Annotated in this window: 14 protein-coding genes; 6 read left to right on the forward strand and 8 right to left on the reverse strand. The window is 31.5% G+C overall.

From position 1 onward, the window contains the following. Positions 1-91 precede the first annotated feature (91 nt). Positions 92-1,681: a hypothetical protein gene (locus ACTNBA_RS14005; RefSeq protein WP_441074811.1), complete on the reverse strand. Its 1,590-nt coding sequence runs from the start codon at positions 1,679-1,681 to the stop codon at positions 92-94. Next, complete coding sequence (locus ACTNBA_RS14010) at positions 1,674-2,384, reverse strand: ABC transporter ATP-binding protein (protein ID WP_147522031.1); 711 nt, start codon at positions 2,382-2,384, stop codon at positions 1,674-1,676. Before ACTNBA_RS14010 ends, ACTNBA_RS14005 begins: the two co-directional genes overlap by 8 nt. A gap of 307 nt (positions 2,385-2,691) precedes the next feature. On the opposite strand from ACTNBA_RS14010, the gene ACTNBA_RS14015 reads away from it, so the two are divergent. Together ACTNBA_RS14015 and ACTNBA_RS14020 are read left to right on the forward strand one after the other, a co-directional pair. Further along, on the forward strand, positions 2,692-3,456 hold the full coding sequence (locus ACTNBA_RS14015; RefSeq protein ID WP_441074812.1) for a SagB/ThcOx family dehydrogenase: 765 nt from the start codon (positions 2,692-2,694) through the stop codon (positions 3,454-3,456). A gap of 537 nt (positions 3,457-3,993) precedes the next feature. After that, a complete protein-coding gene (locus ACTNBA_RS14020) occupies positions 3,994-5,976 on the forward strand; it encodes a sodium-translocating pyrophosphatase (RefSeq protein ID WP_441074814.1) in 1,983 nt (660 codons plus the stop codon). 140 nt (positions 5,977-6,116) lie between these two features. Here ACTNBA_RS14020 and ACTNBA_RS14025 read toward each other — a convergent pair whose 3' ends face one another. Then, the gene (locus tag ACTNBA_RS14025; RefSeq protein WP_441074815.1) at positions 6,117-6,992 is read right to left on the reverse strand and encodes a tRNA 2-thiocytidine biosynthesis TtcA family protein; all 876 of its coding nucleotides are present in this window, start codon (positions 6,990-6,992) and stop codon (positions 6,117-6,119) included. 291 nt (positions 6,993-7,283) lie between these two features. On the opposite strand from ACTNBA_RS14025, the gene ACTNBA_RS14030 reads away from it, so the two are divergent. The 4 genes from ACTNBA_RS14030 (at position 7,284) to ACTNBA_RS14045 (ending at position 13,202) form a co-directional block, all read left to right on the forward strand. Then, entirely contained in the window at positions 7,284-9,164 is a 1,881-nt protein-coding gene (locus ACTNBA_RS14030) for a S8 family peptidase (protein ID WP_441074816.1), read from the forward strand. A gap of 3 nt (positions 9,165-9,167) precedes the next feature. Further along, positions 9,168-11,036 carry a S8 family peptidase gene (locus ACTNBA_RS14035; RefSeq protein WP_441074818.1) on the forward strand — a complete coding sequence of 623 codons (1,869 nt, stop codon included), beginning with the start codon at positions 9,168-9,170 and terminating at the stop codon, positions 11,034-11,036. Positions 11,037-11,174: 138 nt separating this feature from the next. Continuing rightward, positions 11,175-11,342 carry a hypothetical protein gene (locus ACTNBA_RS14040; protein WP_441074820.1) on the forward strand — a complete coding sequence of 56 codons (168 nt, stop codon included), beginning with the start codon at positions 11,175-11,177 and terminating at the stop codon, positions 11,340-11,342. 3 nt (positions 11,343-11,345) lie between these two features. Then, entirely contained in the window at positions 11,346-13,202 is a 1,857-nt protein-coding gene (locus ACTNBA_RS14045) for a S8 family peptidase (protein WP_441074821.1), read from the forward strand. A gap of 19 nt (positions 13,203-13,221) precedes the next feature. Here the strand turns inward: ACTNBA_RS14045 and ACTNBA_RS14050 are convergent, their stop codons facing one another. The 5 genes from ACTNBA_RS14050 to ACTNBA_RS14070 all read right to left on the reverse strand — a co-directional run bounded on the left by ACTNBA_RS14050 (position 13,222) and on the right by ACTNBA_RS14070 (position 17,447). Beyond that, positions 13,222-13,542, reverse strand: a complete 321-nt coding sequence (locus tag ACTNBA_RS14050) for a DUF1622 domain-containing protein (protein WP_441074822.1) — start codon at positions 13,540-13,542, stop codon at positions 13,222-13,224. Between the two features lie 166 nt (positions 13,543-13,708). Then, a complete protein-coding gene (locus ACTNBA_RS14055) occupies positions 13,709-14,656 on the reverse strand; it encodes a type I phosphomannose isomerase catalytic subunit (RefSeq protein WP_441074823.1) in 948 nt (315 codons plus the stop codon). A gap of 70 nt (positions 14,657-14,726) precedes the next feature. Beyond that, the gene (locus ACTNBA_RS14060) at positions 14,727-15,845 is read right to left on the reverse strand and encodes an amidase domain-containing protein (protein ID WP_441074825.1); all 1,119 of its coding nucleotides are present in this window, start codon (positions 15,843-15,845) and stop codon (positions 14,727-14,729) included. Positions 15,846-15,880: 35 nt separating this feature from the next. Continuing rightward, on the reverse strand, positions 15,881-16,813 hold the full coding sequence (locus tag ACTNBA_RS14065) for a M15 family metallopeptidase (RefSeq protein WP_346879838.1): 933 nt from the start codon (positions 16,811-16,813) through the stop codon (positions 15,881-15,883). 124 nt (positions 16,814-16,937) lie between these two features. After that, positions 16,938-17,447: a methylated-DNA--[protein]-cysteine S-methyltransferase gene (locus ACTNBA_RS14070; protein ID WP_441074827.1), complete on the reverse strand. Its 510-nt coding sequence runs from the start codon at positions 17,445-17,447 to the stop codon at positions 16,938-16,940. Positions 17,448-17,699 lie beyond the last annotated feature (252 nt).

Consider the following 17,699-nt stretch of genomic DNA (forward strand, 5'->3'; position numbering starts at 1 on the left):
ATCATAATGAAATATTTCTTTGTTTATGAGTTGCCTATATATTATACATTATATTTATAGAAAATAATAGAAGTTTTTTAATATTTGTTATCTATTTAAGCTTAAATGTCTTAGGTGCTAATTTATAAACTAATATTAATGCTATAATCATATATATTACAGTGAATATGGTTACTCCTATACTAAACATATATGAAGAGCTATCAATTCCTGAACACATATAACAAACTACATACATTACTGTATTAATTCCTCTGAATAGTGGACTTTTAACCTCTAAGTTAGCAGTATATGGCTGAATTATATAATATATGGCTAAATGATGTATAGAAAAAAAGCAAGCCAAGGCTATTATACTTAAAAATAAATAACTTAATTCTAATATTGCCTTAGGGTCTCCAGATGCTATTAGTATGAAAATTATACAACAGCAAATTACTAAAGCAGGAAGAATATTAAAGACAACCACCCTTTTTAACCTAGATTTAAAATTAGAAAACATAGCTTCTCTTTGTCTATAGTACCCATATCTAAGTAAGCTTATATCACAATTAAAAAACATAGCCTTACAAATTCTTTCTGTAGTAGATAAAAAGTACATTACAAATATCCAACTAGAAGTTTTATTCTTGAAAAAATCTATAATCCCCACCTTACCACTTGGTTTCCACAATATAAATCCAATGGCAACCATTGTTACTATAAAACTTCCTATAATTATATATTTTGAAGACTTTGATAAAAGTTTTTTGTACCTTTTGAAAAATATAGCATTAAGATATTCATAGCCTTGCTTATTTTCATAGATATTGGAACTCAAGTCTTCTACTTTTATCTTCTTCTCATTTATTTCTACATCTTTAAACTTAACATCTTTTACTAATTTTTGTTTCTCTAAAACATTATCCTTAGTGCATATAATTTTACCAATATCCTTAAATCTTTTGTATTTAAAGATATATCTAAGAGATAAAACTGACAATAAAAATAATAGGATAATAATCCTGTAATCATATATCCACCTATGAAGTCCTATATTAACATGAAAAAATAAAGGAACATAAGCTAGTAAAGGACAAATAATCACCAATGTCCCAATAAATATATCCATATTTGATATCATCTTGTTAAATTTACTAAATACAAATAAATGTATAAACTCCCATATGAATCTAATGAGTATAAACTCAAAGGTCAAAATTAATCCCTTTACTGGAGAAAACAGTACCATCATCACGGGAGTAAAATGTATAAAAGCTAAAATTCTGGTATAAACCATTTCACTTATAAAGTACTTTTTAGCATCCACCCTCATTAATCTTATCATGTTGAAAGGTTTTTCATCTCGTGGCATTAAAGTAGTATTTATAATGGGTCCTAGAATAAAGCTTAAAATAAAAAATATTTGAAGAGCTACTTCCTGCAAATTTCCGCTTTCCTTTGAGAGGTACAGAGCAGGAAGTGCTATCATCACACCAATATAAACAGCTTTTTTAATAAAGCCAAATAAAAAAGACATTATTTCAAATATAATTCCAAGAGTAATTTTAGCCTTTGTTTTACTGTAAAAACTCTCTGGAACTTTTTTACCTATTAGCGGAATCCTCTTGATGAAATATATGAATGTATTTGCACCTTGTACAAAGGAGAATTTGTATGTATTAGTAAAAGTTCTAATCATAATTGTCCTCCTTTAAAATTTCCATGATGCTTTCCTCAAACTTTCCACTTCTTATAAGTTCACTTGGAACTTGCTCTAATATTCCATGATTAAGAACTACTATTTCATCACATAAATCCATGGCAAGTTGTAATATATGGGTTGAAAATATAATTATATGCTCACTCTTTATTTCCTTTAATAAATTTTTAATTTCTAGCGCCACAATTACATCAAAAGAACTTAGTGGTTCATCTAATAAAATTACAGGTGGTCTACTTATTAAAAAGCATAACATCTGGAGCTTGTTCTTCATTCCGTGAGAATAGGTTTTAATTAATCTATGACTATCAACCTTAGATATTTTTATGATATTTAAATATTCCTCTACGGTCTTAATGTCATTAATCTTATCCTTATTTATATCTATATAGAATTTAACAAACTCATAACCTGTTAAAAACTCTGGTAATACTGGATCTGCAAAAACAAATCCTATATTAGAATAATCTAACTCTCCTTCATTACCCAATCCATTCTCTAAGATGACCTCCCCTGAATCTTTGCTTAGCTCTCCACTTATACAATTAAATAAAGTAGTTTTACCTGCACCATTTCTTCCTAATAGGCCATATATCTTTCCTTTTTCAAAGGTAAAAGATGCTCCTTTTAACACCACTTTATTTTCAAAACTTTTTTGTATATCCTTTAATATTAACTCCACTTTTCTCCCCCTAATCTTCTCAAACCCGCATGGGCAGAACAACTATTTAACTATTTAAATAGTTAAATTTATAAATATTAAACTAGTTTCCTATATAAATATTTATATAGGGTACTTTTTTCATATATCCTATTAACTATTAAATCACATATTTTACAAATTATCTATTTAAAATTGTAGGTTATTATGAAATAATAGGATAAAGGTTATCCTTATATTATAATTTTCTAAGTAATAACTTAGAATCAAGAATAAATGTAAACTAAGCTCGTTTATGAACATTTTACTTTTTAAGGAGTTGTATTTAATGGAAAATATTGAGAAATTGCGAAACTTTATGAAATCTAGCTTTTCAACAGAAGAGGACGAAGGGGAATATGAGTTATCTGATCAACAAAAAAAATTACCTCAACCACCTTTACAAAAACCATATGATGAAAATGATAAAACTATAGACTTGCCTGAGGTAACAGATAAAATTTTAGTTAGATCTAATATCTTAGACATTATAAATCAAAGGGAAAGTCATCGTAAATTTATTGATGATAATCTAAGTTTAGAGGAGCTATCCTTTCTTCTTTGGTGTACACAAGGTGTAAAAAAAGTTACTGCTAATAACTATGCAACCCTAAGAACCGTCCCCTCTGGAGGTGCTCGTCATCCCTTTGAGACATACTTAGTAATAAATCACATTAACGGCATTAAGAAGGGCTTATACAGATACCTTCCCTTAAGCCATAAATTACTTCTAATATTAGAAGATTCTACTTTATCATCTCAAATTTCTGATATAGCTTGTGAACAAACCTTTGTTGGTGATAGTGCCGTAACATTTATATGGAGTTGTATTCCTTATAGAGGCGAATGGAGATATCTAGATGCTGCCCATAAAGTTATGCTACTTGATGCAGGTCATGTATGTCAAAACCTTTATCTTGCTTGCCAAACCATAGATTGTGGTACCTGTGCTGTAGGAGCATATGACCAAAAACTTATAGATAAATTTCTTGGATTAGATGGCGAAAATGAGTTTGTAGTCTATGTAGCTCCGGTTGGTAAATTAAGTAAATAACTCAAAAATAGTATACCATTTTTAACAAAATCTAAAGGATAGCTTAAATAAAATTTAAGGTGTCCTTTTTATATAAATCAACCATAATTATTAATCATAATTGACATTTATAAGGTGGCATTAATACTTTCTTTCTACATATAAAATGTATCACAATTTAGTATATTAAAATAATTCTATATTTTCTTTTAATATATTCAAAGATATTTAAATAAAATTCAACTTATATTTGACATAAAATTATTATGATGATAACATTTATTAGTACTAATAAGATTTAAACTGTATTTAAATACATATTTATTATGAAATATTAATTAATTCAGCTTATCTCTCTAGGATCATTATTCACATGAATTTATATATTAATTACCCATTTTAATTTAAAATGGCTAATTTTTCTGCTTGATATATCATAATATTTTTTGTATCATATACAAGGTTAATACATAGGACAAATCCAATTGAGGTATAGGTTAAACCCTTCACTTCAATTGTTAAATAAAATTAAATAAGAATATATAGGGGGACTTTATTATGAACAATCTTATCTATGTTTGTATAGTTGCTGGATTGCTTGCTTTAATCTCTGCCTTTTTACTACTATCAAAAATTAATAAAAGTAGTGAAGGTACAGATAGAATGAAAGAAATCGCTTCAGCTATCAGTGAAGGTGCTACTGCTTTCTTAAAGGCAGAGTACAAAGTATTAATCATTTTCTGTGCTATTATTTTTGTATTAATTGGTGTAGGAATAGGTAGCTGGGTTACAGCTGTTTGCTTCTTAGTTGGAGCATTATTCTCAACTCTAGCAGGTTATGTTGGTATGCATACAGCTACTAAAGCTAATGTAAGAACTGCTGAAGGTGCTAGAACATCTGGTATGAGTAAAGCACTTTCAATTGCATTCTCTGGTGGAGCTGTTATGGGTCTGTGTGTTGTAGGTCTTGGACTATTAGGAGTAAGTGTAGTTTACTTTTTTACAAATAATATAGAAGTACTTACTGGATTTAGTTTAGGAGCTTCTACTCTAGCTCTTTTTGGACGTGTTGGTGGTGGAATATATACTAAAGCTGCTGACGTTGGAGCTGACCTTGTTGGTAAGGTTGAAGCTGGTATACCTGAAGATGATCCACGTAACCCAGCAGTAATCGCTGATAACGTTGGTGATAACGTTGGTGATGTTGCTGGTATGGGTGCAGACTTATTTGAATCATACGTTGGTTCTATCATATCTGCTATTACACTAGGTGTAGTTGCTTTTGGATTAAAGGGCGCTATTTTCCCACTTATAATATCTGCAGCAGGAATTTTCTGTTCTATAATAGGTATTGTGCTTGTAAATAATAGCAAAAGCCAAAATCCACATAAAGCTTTAAATAGTGGAACTTACTTAGCTAGTATATTAGTTGTTATATCTTCTGCTGTACTTAGTAAAAAATTCTTTGGAGATTTCTTACCATTCTTCGCAATAATTTCTGGAATTATAGTTGGTTTATTAATTGGTAAGTTAACAGAAGTATACACTTCAAGTGATTATAGATCAGTTAAGAAAATTGCTGAACAATCTGAAACTGGTTCTGCAACAACAATAATATCTGGACTTGCTGTTGGAATGGAATCTACAGCTCTACCTATAATATTAATTGCTATTGCTATACTAGTTGCTTATTCATTCTCTGGATTATACGGTATTGCTCTTGCAGCTGTTGGAATGTTATCAACTACTGGTATTACTGTAGCAGTTGATGCTTATGGTCCAATTGCTGACAATGCTGGTGGTATTGCAGAAATGTCTGGACTTGATTCATCAGTTCGTAAGATTACAGATAAATTAGACTCTGTAGGTAACACTACAGCTGCTATGGGTAAAGGCTTTGCTATTGGTTCTGCAGCTCTTACTGCATTAGCATTATTTGCTTCTTACTCTCAAGCTGTTGGATTAACTACTATCGATTGTTTAAATCCTAAAGTAATTGTTGGATTATTAGTTGGAGGTATGCTTCCATTCCTATTCTCAGCATTTACAATGGAATCTGTTGGTAAAACAGCTAACAAAATGATTGTTGAAGTTCGTAATCAATTTAAAACCATTCCTGGTATTTTAGAAGGTACTGGAAAACCTGATTATAAAAGATGCGTTGAAATTTCAACAGCTGCAGCATTAAAAGAAATGATGCTTCCTGGAATTATGGCTGTAGTTATGCCACTAGTAATTGGTATCTTACTTGGTACTGAAGCTTTAGGTGGACTTTTAGTAGGATCTCTTGTTTCTGGAGTTATGCTTGCTATCTTCATGTCTAACTCTGGTGGTGCATGGGATAACGCTAAGAAATACATTGAAGAGGGTACTCACGGTGGTAAAGGTAGCGATGCTCATAAAGCCGCTGTTGTTGGAGATACTGTTGGAGATCCATTTAAGGATACATCAGGCCCATCAATCAACATATTAATAAAACTTATGACTATTGTTTCATTAGTTTTTGCTTCTCTATTTGTTTCAATAGGTGGACTTTTATAGAAATCTAATTATAAGTTAAAATATTAAACCTCTTATTTTAGAATTATAATTCTAAAATAAGAGGTTTCCTTTTATATAGTATTTATCTCACATGTAATTACTATGTAATCTTTTAGCAAATCAATTAAGCACCTTAATTTTTAATCTAAAAATTCTCCATCATATTCTTCTAAGAAAGAATGTTTTTGTCCATCCTTTTGCCAACCTAAAATTGCATCCATATTTACATTTTCAGCAGCCTTAAATATAGACTTATCCACATCTTTAAAATTCTTTTTCATTTCTTTTATCATATCCTTTATTTCATGTCTCTTGTTACCAATCTTCTTTGCTGCTACCATGCATGCACAGTTAAGAGGCCATATACCACTGCTTTGTATAAAGTTTTCTATGTAGCTTTCCTCAACATAATAAAGAGGACGTATAAGCTCTAATCCTTTAAAGTTAGTTGCTTTAAGTTTGGGAAGCATAGTTTTAAAAGTTCCTCCATAAAGCACATTAAGCATTGTAGTTTCAATAACATCATTAAAGTGATGTCCTAATGCTAGCTTATTGCATCCAAGTCTTTCAGCTTCAGAATATAATGCGCCCCTTCTCATCCTAGCACACATATAACAAGGATAATCCTTTGCTATCTCATCTATAATGTCAAATATTTTTGAATCAAAGGTATGTAATGGTATATTTAAATAATTACAATTATCCAATAAAAGCTCTTTAATCTGTGGATGATATCCTGGATCCATAGCAATAAATTCTAATTCAAAATTTACTTGACCATGACGTTTTAACTCTTGGAATAATTTAGCCATTATTATACTATCCTTACCTCCAGATATTCCAACAGCTATCTTATCTCCTTCTTCTACTAGGTTGTATTCTCTAATAGCCTTAATAAACTTAGACCATACTGACTTTCTATATTTTTTTATTAAACTTCTTTCTATTTCTTCTAATGGCTTTCTCTCATTAAAAGGGACTAATATTTCACAACCTTCTCCTGCTACACCACTCATTTATTTCACCTCGTATATTTTTTAATATATGGACTTATATATTTCTAATATTAAGTTTATATCTTTACACTATAAACTTACTTTGATATTATAGCACCTTTATAATTTTTTGTCTTGCTACTGTAATTAAATTAAGTACCTAATTCTAAATATAATAAAAATATAAGTCAGCTTAAATTTTCACTTTATAAATACGCATTTCTCCTGCAAATATACTAAATTTGTAACTACTTTTAATACTATAGAATACTATAAATAGATAAACAATTTTTAGGAGATGTAAGTTTACTAATGGATAGCATAAATATATCTAGGCAGACTAATCCATGTAAAGAAGCCTATCTTAGTGAAGATTATATCAGTCTATTTGTTCAATATGATAGAGACCTCGTTAGTGAGCTCGAAGCCGTAGAATATGCCTGTGCTTTTAGAGTATCTTATATAGACTATATTGTTTCTGTAAGAACTTCTAATTATGCTGATTTTATCCGCGACTTTAAGAGTAAATTTACCATAGATACAAGTTTTCCTTATACTTTATCAGCTGTACAACCAGTAGATGCTGCTAATATAACACAATTTCATGGAGAAACTTTTTTAAATCTTACAGGAAAAGGTACAATAGCTGCAATTATAGATACTGGAATAGATTATTTGAACCCTCAATTTCAATATACTGATGGTACTACAAGAATTGTGGCAATATGGGATCAAACCATTGAAAGTAATGTAGCTAATAATGACCCTATAGCCTTTTTTGGTACTATTTATAATCGTGAAGATATCAATAGAGCTATTAACGCCTCTAACCAAGGTGGAAATCCATATGACATAGTTCCTTCAAGAGATGAGCTAGGTCATGGTACAAATATGGCTGGTTTAGTTGGGGCAAGAGGATTAAATGACGTAATAGGGGGTGCTCCTGACTGTGAATTTCTAGTTGTAAAGCTTAAAGAAGCTAAAACTAGCAATCTTAAGTTAATAGGCGTTAATAATAGAAGAAGTACTCCAATTTTTGAAGGTATCGATATTTATCTTGCCACAAGATTTACTATAAATTATAATGATGTAAATTTATTAAAACCTATGAGTATTTTATTATCCGCTGGAACAAATTGGGGTGGTCATGAAGGTTTAACTTCCATAGAACAGGATATCGATTTTTTTTCCACTAGAAAGGGGCTCGTGTTCGTAACTAATACTGGAAATCAAGGTGCTAGTTTAACTCACGTCTCTGGTAGGTTTTTAAAAAGCAATTCTCTAGAGATTATAGAGTTTATTGTAGGCTTAAATGAGGATAACTTAGTTCTTATGCTCTGGATTCAAAGGCCAGATAAAATATCTATAGCTATAATTTCTCCTAGTGGAGAAATTGCCGAACCAGTACAACCTGAACTAGTAGGTACAGAGTTTGAACAAGTTAACCTAATCCTTGAAAGCAGTGTAATTAATATAGCCTTTACAAGTGCTGAATTTGCTAGTGGAAATGAAGCTGTATATATAACTATAACGAATCCTAAAGATGGACTTTGGCAACTACGGCTTAAGGGAGACTATATAGTTAATGGTGTCTACAATATGTGGCTACCTCAAAGGCCTCTTATACAGTTGACTACTAGGGTAATTAATCCTAGCCCTTATACTACATTGCAAGCCCCTTCCAACGCAAGAAAATCTATAACAACATCCTTCTACGATCAAAATAATAACACCATAGCTGTAGAATCTGGTAGAGGATTCACTGCTGACAATAGAATTAAACCTAATTTAACTACCGGTGGTGTTATGGCCTTAACTACTGGACTTAATAATGAAACCATTTTACTTACAGGAGGTTCAGTAGCTGGTGCAGTACTCTGTGGTGCTACTCTTCTTCTGCTAGAGTGGGGAATTGTCCTTGGAAATGACCCTAATATATATGGGCCTACTGTTATTTCTTATTTTACCAGAGGTACTAGCAAAAGATCAGGTGATATATATCCTAATCCTCAATGGGGATATGGAATGTTAAATCTTCAGGGCTCCTTTGAAAATCTTAGATCATCTTCCCTGGTTAGAAGTTCTACTAACTTCATTACCCCAGGAGAAAATCACCTTCCATTTAGCTTTTTTATAAGAATTCCCAAACAATTATATAGAAAAATAGATGAGCTATATAAGGAGGATATGTAATTTATGGATATTAAGAATTTAAGGGAAACAACTCCACAAGTAGATATTCCATTACAATACAGTAGATTTACAGTTTACTATAGTGGAGATATAACTAGTGCTACTGCTTCTATTCCTCAAATCAACGTTGTAATACTAACTCCATATATGGCAGCTATATTTGTAGAACCTGGATATGAAAATTTGCTTGTAACTATACCTAATATTAATATAATTGAACCTTTCAATTACTATATACTTACACAACTATCACCCTTAGAAACTTCTAACATAATTCAATTCACCGAAGGCAACCCAATAGATTTAACTGGTACTGGTGTAATTGTAGGTACCATAGATACGGGTATCGATTACTTAAATGTAGAATTTACTAGAGAAGACGAAACCTCTAGAATACTATCTATTTGGGATCAAACTGATAACACGGGAACCGCACCATCTGGAATTAATTATGGCAGTGTATATTCACAAGAACAGATAAATGCAGCTATAAAATTAAATAGGGAGGGTGGTGATCCTTATTCCATAGTTCCAAGGATAGATACTAATGGGCATGGAACTCAGTGTGCAGGTATAATTGGAGCTAGAGGTTATGGTGAAATTAAGGGCGCAGCACCTAATTGTGATTTTATAGTAGTTAAACTACTGCCGACAAGAGAGTTAACAACTGCAATAGACCCGTCACTACCTGATATTCCAATTTATCGTAGTCCTGATATATCTACAGCTATTCTTTATCTCTTACAGCAACGGTATATATACCAAAAACCCATGGTAATATTTTTACCTATAAGTAGTAATCAAGGCGCTCACAATGGTACCAGTGCTCTTGAAGAGCTCATTGACTACTACTCTTTTTCCTCTAATGTCTCCTTTGCCGTAGGTACTGGTAACCAGGGCAACTCGGAAACTCACGCCTCTGGTTACATTAATAACACTGGTGAAACTTCATCTGTTGAATTTTCTGTAGACCCAAATCAAAAAGATTTAAATATATCTATATGGTGCACCTATCCAGATAAAATATCTTTGGGGCTAACTTCTCCTAGTGGGCAAGTAATTTCTAGAGTTCCTGTAAAAATTGGTCTAACTACAACTCTTAATTTTTTATATGAAAATACCACTACTAGATTAGTTTACTATTTCCCTGAAATTATATCTGGCAATCAGCTAATCTTCTTATCATTTTCTAATATTGCCGCTGGTATATGGACTATAAATCTATTCGGTGATTATATAGTAAATGGATCTTTTAACGTTTGGCTTGATCAAAGGCCTTTATCCAAGCCTGGTACAGCACTACTAAATCCTGATAATTTTACAACCCTTACCATACCTTCTACTAGTAATCTAGCTATTACTACTGCATTTTATAATCAAAATACCAATACTATAGGTTCAAATTCTGGAGTTGGATTCACAGCAAATAATAAAATAAAACCTGACTTAACCTGTGGTGGAATAAATGTATCGACTACAGGCTTAAACAATACCATCACAACTATCTCAGGTTCCAGTGCAGCCACAGCAGTATTAGCTGGTGCTATAACCCTATTTTACCAATGGGCTGTAACTGATGGAAATATTCCTGTATTGTCTTCTGAAAGTATAAAAACTTTTTTGATTAGAGGAACTAGAAAAAGACCTAATGAGGCCTATCCTAATGAATTTTGGGGTTATGGTATTCTTGATATGCGAGGAGTCTTTGATGCTATTAGGGGAATTTACGCTCAACAGGATCAACTGGCTCCCCCTATAGTTATAGAGCCAAGGCCTGTTAGTCTTTCAAGATACTGCGATGATAATATTGAAACATATCTCCCTTATGATTTATTTAGAAGACTAAACTATACCAAGGAGTTTTTATTTTAATTGTAACTACTTTATATTGTTTAGAGTAATATAGATAGATAAACATTTTTTAGGAAATGTAGTGTTATTTCTTATTTTACCAGAGGTACTAGCAAAAGATCTGGTGATATATATCCAAATCCTCAATGGGGATATGGAATGTTAAATCTTCAGGGCTCCTTTGAAAATCTTAGATTATCTTCTTTGATTAAAAGTTGTAATGAATTCATTACCCCAAGAGAAGCCCACTTTCCATTTAATTTTTCAATAATAGTTCCCAATCAATTATATAGAAGAAAAGATGAGTTATATAAGGAGGATGTGTAATTTATGAATCTTAAGGATTTAAGGGAAACAACTCCACAAGTAGATATTCCATTACAGTATAGTAGATATATAGTTTACTATAGTGGAGATATAATTAGCGCTACTGCTTCTATTCCTCAAATCAGCGTTGTAATACTAACTCCATATATGGCAGCTGTATTTATAGCTCCTGGATATGAAGATTTACTTATAACTATACCTACTATTAATATAATTGAACCTCCCAACGACTATATACTTACACAATTATCACCTTTACAAACCTCTAATATAACCCAATTTACTGAAGGTAATCCTATAGATTTAACTGGCACTGGGGTAATTGTAGGTACCATAGATACAGGTATAGATTATTTAAATGTAGAGTTTACTAGAGAAGACGGTACCTCTAGAATATTGTCTATTTGGGATCAAACTGACAATAATGGAACCGCACCATCTGGAATTAATTATGGTAGCGTATATTCACAAGAACAAATAAATGCAGCTATTAACTTAAATAGGGAGGGTGGTGATCCCTATTCCATAGTTCCAAGGATAGACACTAATGGGCATGGAACTCAGTGTGCTGGTATAATCGGGGCCAGAGGTTATGGCGAAATTAAAGGTGCAGCACCTAACTGTGATTTTATAGTAGTTAAGCTAAGGTCTATAAGAGAGTTAACAGATATAACAGATCCGTCACTACCTGGCATTCCAATTTATCGTAATACTGATATGGCTACAGCTATGCTTTATCTCTTACAACAACGTTATATACACCAAAAACCCATGGTAATATTTTTACCACTTAGTAGTAATCTAGGAGCTCACGATGGCACTAGTGCTATTGAAGAGCTCATTGACTACTACTCTTTTTCTTCCACCGTCTCCTTTGCCGTAGGCACTGGTAACCAAGGTAACTCTGAAACCCACACCTCTGGTTATATTAATAATACTGGTGAAACTTCATCTGTTGAATTTTCTGTAGACCCAAATCAAAATGATTTAAATATAGCCCTATGGTGTGCCTATCCAGATAAAATATCTTTAGGGCTAACTTCGCCTAGTGGGCAAGTAATTTCTAGGGTTCCTGTTAAAATTGGTCTAACTACAACCCTTAATTTTTTATATGAAGATACCACTACTAGATTAGTTTACTATTTCCCTGAAATTATATCTGGCAATCAGCTAATCTTCTTGTCATTTTCTAATATTGCCGCTGGTATATGGACTATAAATCTATTTGGTGATTATATAGTAAACGGTTCTTATAACGTTTGGATTGATCAAAGGCCTTTATCTAAGCCTGGTACAGCACTACTAAATCCTAATAATTTTACAACTCTTACTATACCATCTACTAGTAATCTAGCTATTACTACTGCATTTTATAATCAAAATACCAATACTCTAGGCTCAAATTCTGGAGTTGGATTCACAGCAAATAATAAAATCAAACCTGACTTAACTTGTGGTGGAATAAATGTGTTAACTACAGGATTAAACAATACCACCACAACCATCTCAGGTTCCAGTGCAGCAACAGCAGTATTAGCTGGTGCTATAACCCTATTTTATCAATGGGGTATAACCGATGGAAATATTCCTATATTGTCTTCTGAAAGTATAAAAACCTTTTTAATTAGGGGAACACGAAAAAGGCCTAATGAGGCATATCCCAACGAATTTTGGGGCTATGGTATTCTTGATATGGTTGGAGTGTTTGATGCTATTAGGGGTATTTACGCTCAACAAGATCAAATGGCATCCCCTATAGTTATAGAACCTAGGCCTGTTAGTCCTTCAAGATACTTTGATGATAATGTAGAAACTTTTCTACCAGTAAGTCTATTGAGTAGATTAAAGTATAATGAGTAGGCTCAAATTAATAAAATACTTAGTGTCCATCACTTTTTATTTCCCAATGAATAACAAAGGTTAATACAGCTCTAAGTAATATTATTGCAGCTAGTATGTACATCTCGTCAAAGTTTCTTACTATTACAGTTTTCAAAATCTCCGCCGCTAGTTTAAACTCCAGTGCAAGGGCAAGTGCTTGTGCGAAATCTACCTTTATAGAATAGTTAACCGGCTTAAATAAGCTTAGAATATATCTATAAAAGGCCTTTATTCCAGCTACTAGAATTACTGTTGTTCCCATTAATTCTAGCATTGAAATAACTCTAGGTATTATTATGGTAGTAATTACATGTTCCAATATTAAAATCCCCCTAATATAAATTCATTGTTACTTGTATATTATTATATTAATATTAACTTGTCCATTTCTTAATAACCAGTTATGTAGCTATTCACTATTTATTTCAAAATTTTAGCCCTAAACTTGTATAGATTTCTCTATTTAAGTCTAGGGCTATTTTTACTTAAAATATATAACTCTTTATTAACTTCATATTACCTATTAAAATATATTCACCTAAATATGCTGGTATTAGAAAACTTTCCAATGTAGATATATCGATAGATTTTCTAACCCCTTCATCAACAAAGCTAATTTTACCTTTACCTTCTACACAGGTAAATACAAAAAACTTATTTTCATCACTGGTTTCTCCATAGCTTCCTTTTATATTGTATATCTCTATATTGAATTTTTCTGAATTGATATGATTTTGTATTACTAAATCATTGTTTATACAAATACTCTTAGGCTTACCATTAAAATTAACTACATCCAACGCTTTATCTATATGAAGCTCTCTTCCCCGCTTATAATCGTAAACTCTATAGGTAATATCACTATTTTGTTGTATTTCTGCTAGCAGTATGCCTTTTCCTATGGAATGAAGTAATCCAGGCTCTATTAGAAATAATTCTCCAGGCTTAACTGATATTTTATTCATGTAATCTTCCACAGTACCATCCTTACAGCTTCTTTTGAATTCTTTCTTTGTACATCCTGTCGTACCAACAATTATTTCTGCTCCCTCTTCGCAATCTATAATATACCAAGCCTCAACCTTACCATTATCATTTTCTACTCTATGAGCATACTCATCATTGGGATGTACCTGCACAGATAGATTCTCATTAGAATTTATAATCTTTATAAGTAGTGGAAAATCCCTATCTGTAAATTTATCTATATATATCTTATCTCCTAAAATTAAGTTTTTATATTCCTTAATTATCTCAATAAGTGCTTTTCCTTTATATTTTCCATTACTAATAATACTCATTCCATTTTTATGACAGGCAATTTCCCAGCTTTCTCCTATGTTTCCTTTAGGAAGATTTATTCTATAATCTTCTAGCTTTCTTCCTCCCCAAATTTTCTCATAATATAAATTTTCAAATTTAATAGGATACATATTGCCCTCTAATATAAATGTTTATATTTTAAGGTATGCTATGTATCCTAATAAGGTTAATTAAATATTTTTAATAATGAACTCTTATAAGCCAAAATTTAATATTTTTATCACTCCAACCCAAATCCCAAGGCACATCATTTCTATCAGTATTATGACAAGTAACTAAAGCATAACCTCTAGAATCTGCATTGGTTACAGTAGATATATGTTTAATATCACCTTTTTTCTCATAAGCAACAAAATCTCCTGGCATAAGCTGATAGGAAGCTTTATATACCTTATCATAGGTTCCATGAGCTATTACTGAAGCTCTTCCACTATATACCCAATAACTCTTAAATTTATCCGCATTTACCCAAGATGCTGTAGCTTCTCCTTTAGAATAATTCCATGATGAATTTTTCTTAAATTTACCGCCCTCATGCAATATCTGTGAAGCAAAGTTAGCACAATCTCCACCTTCAGGATTAAAATTTCTATAATCTTTATTGTATTTATAACCAAATTCTTCTTCAGTAGCTGCTCCACAATATTTATTGGCATATTCTACAGATGCTTTCCTTCTTTCATCTAAATTTGAGAAATCTTTAGGTTCTTGAGTTAAAATAAATTCTTTTACATCATCTACTTTTATTTTTTCTAAATTTAAAGAATCTGCAAAGGGATCTGTATACCACTCCTTATTTATTAAGAAATTGTCCGCTTTATTTATTAAAGTAAGTACATGATAAGTCCCTATCCTAGCTGCATTAACCTCTTCTGGTCTATCTTCATAAACATACCTATATTCTGTAGAACATGTAAAGTTAACTTTGAATCCATTATCCTTTTCACTTATACGATTTACAACTACCTTAGGAAGTATTTCTGTAATTTTAACCCCTTGTTTCTGTTCCCAATTGTGAAGATAAATCATCTTTTTCTCTTCATTTTCATATGCCCATGTACCATACTTAGTTCCCATATCATAAACGGACTTAATGCTTTCTTCTTCTCCAGTTACGATGGCTCTATTACGCTTTGCAATAGTTTCTTCAATGAAGTTCTTAATTTCTAGTTTTACTTCTTCATCTACATCTTCAGCATTAGCTCTAGAAAAAAAAATATTTGCAATAATAATAGCTAGTAATATTCCAAATATCAACTTCCATGTAAGTATCTTTTTTATGGATCTTATAATGTTCATAAAGGTCCTCCTCATTTTAGCTCTTTAGTTAATTATTAATTTAAAGTTCCTTCAATAATATTAATATAATTATCTATTTTTATATCTCTTGGTACTTCACCAAACCAATCCATATCTTTGTTGAAGGTTTCTCCAAAGTATTTTGCCTTTATTAACACCTCTGGTCTATATTCAAAATGAAGAATATCAAAATGACCCCATTTTCCACCCCATACAAAGTTATTTTTTTCAAAAGTATCTACTAATTCCTTAGGATAAGATAACATCCTCTTTTCTCCAGCATCTCTTGATGCCCACTTCCAATAGTCACTAGGATTACTATTGATATCAATAGCTATTCCATAGGCATGAGGACTCAGCTTTCCTGTACCTGATATAACTCTATAATTAAAAGTTCCATTAATAGGATTTAAAAGAGATGATACAGCTCCATTTCCTAATGATAATTGTTTTAACTCCTCCATAGCTTTCTTTAAACTTTCTGCAGCTCCATTATTTTTATTAAATTGATAGTTTTTATAAGGTGCAGGAACACTTATAAGGTTAGATGATACTTCTCTTTCACTACCTCCATAAACTTCATTTAAAAGATTATAATTTCTAAATCTACCTGGATCTCTATTTATATCTAAAAGCTTATCAGGCATAGTAAGAGGATAAATATCTTCTAGTATATCTTGAAGGTCTGCATTATCCATTTTTCCGTTAAAATCCTTAGATTGTTTATCATCATAGAGTATTTTCTTTCCTGAATCTGTTATTATAAATACCTTTCCTTCTTCACTTTTTTCAACTCCAGTTATGAACTCCGGATATGCCATCATTAAAGTTAGAATATCTTGTTTCATTGTAGTATTATAATTAATTTCATTATTCTCTTCTATATCATCTGCAAATACTTTCATATTATTAATGAAAGTAACTAATATAGTTAAAATTATAATTCCATATAAAAAAAACTTTTTCATATATATCCTCCTAGCAAAGAACCTAACACAAAAACGACTTACGGTCTTATTTAAAATAAAAAATAGGCTAAAAATATCCTTTAGCCTATTTTGTGTAAATATACAATTATTTATGACTGGTAAATTAATGAGTTTTTTTTAATAAATTATTCTTATTATTTTTTTCAAATTCTAAAAGCTTACTTTTTATATCCGTATGATTTCCTGCATATCCTACTAATTTTCCACCTTTTCCAATTACTCTGTGACATGGAATTATTATAGGAAATTCATTTGCTCTATTGGCCCCACCTATAGCTCTTACACCTTTAGGATTTCCAATTGCTATAGCAATATCGCTGTAACTTCTAGTTTCTCCATAGGGTATATTTATAAGCTCCTGCCAAACTTTATTTCTAAATTCTGTAGTCCTTACTGACAAGGGTAAGTTAAAATCTTCCCTTTCACCATTAAAATATTCCTTTAATTGAGTTATAGCCCTTAAGCACCTCTCTTTATTATGTTCTAAACTTCCCTTATTAAGGTTATGGTATTCTTCCCATCCATCTTGAAAAAGCTCTATCTTCACAACGCCCTTTTCATCCATAACCACATATATAGTTCCTATAATAGAGTCAAAGTAATCATACCACATAAAATTCCCTCACTTTCGTTATAAACAGAATTCCTAGCTTCTTTGAAGCTTTACTAACAGAATTCTTAGTGTCAGTATTTTTGATACTTAGAAATCATTGTCCTTTAGGTAAAATCGTTATCCAGGACTAGTCGTCATCGGAATCGAGTAGGAGGAAAATAATTATTTTATTTTCCGTCCTCTCACACCACCGTGCGTACCGTTCGGTACACGGCGGTTCAATAGAATTACCTATATCTTAAATAACTTTCA

Origin of the sequence: Clostridium sulfidigenes (assembly GCF_052067195.1) — a bacterium.
Classification (GTDB): Bacteria; Bacillota; Clostridia; order Clostridiales; family Clostridiaceae; genus Clostridium_J; species Clostridium_J sulfidigenes.

Bases quoted from the DNA above. Each gene is read 5' to 3' on its own strand.
- ACTNBA_RS14045 (WP_441074821.1), top strand. From the start codon at position 11,346: ATGAATCTTAAGGATTTAAGGGAAACAACTCCACAAGTAGATATTCCA.
- ACTNBA_RS14015 (WP_441074812.1), top strand. From the start codon at position 2,692: ATGGAAAATATTGAGAAATTGCGAAACTTTATGAAATCTAGCTTTTCA.
- ACTNBA_RS14065 (WP_346879838.1), bottom strand. From the start codon at position 16,813: ATGAAAAAGTTTTTTTTATATGGAATTATAATTTTAACTATATTAGTT.
- ACTNBA_RS14030 (WP_441074816.1), top strand. From the start codon at position 7,284: ATGGATAGCATAAATATATCTAGGCAGACTAATCCATGTAAAGAAGCC.
- ACTNBA_RS14055 (WP_441074823.1), bottom strand. From the start codon at position 14,656: ATGTATCCTATTAAATTTGAAAATTTATATTATGAGAAAATTTGGGGA.
- ACTNBA_RS14035 (WP_441074818.1), top strand. From the start codon at position 9,168: ATGGATATTAAGAATTTAAGGGAAACAACTCCACAAGTAGATATTCCA.
- ACTNBA_RS14005 (WP_441074811.1), bottom strand. From the start codon at position 1,681: ATGATTAGAACTTTTACTAATACATACAAATTCTCCTTTGTACAAGGT.
- ACTNBA_RS14020 (WP_441074814.1), top strand. From the start codon at position 3,994: ATGAACAATCTTATCTATGTTTGTATAGTTGCTGGATTGCTTGCTTTA.
- ACTNBA_RS14040 (WP_441074820.1), top strand. From the start codon at position 11,175: ATGTTAAATCTTCAGGGCTCCTTTGAAAATCTTAGATTATCTTCTTTG.
- ACTNBA_RS14025 (WP_441074815.1), bottom strand. From the start codon at position 6,992: ATGAGTGGTGTAGCAGGAGAAGGTTGTGAAATATTAGTCCCTTTTAAT.
- ACTNBA_RS14070 (WP_441074827.1), bottom strand. From the start codon at position 17,447: ATGTGGTATGATTACTTTGACTCTATTATAGGAACTATATATGTGGTT.
- ACTNBA_RS14060 (WP_441074825.1), bottom strand. From the start codon at position 15,845: ATGAACATTATAAGATCCATAAAAAAGATACTTACATGGAAGTTGATA.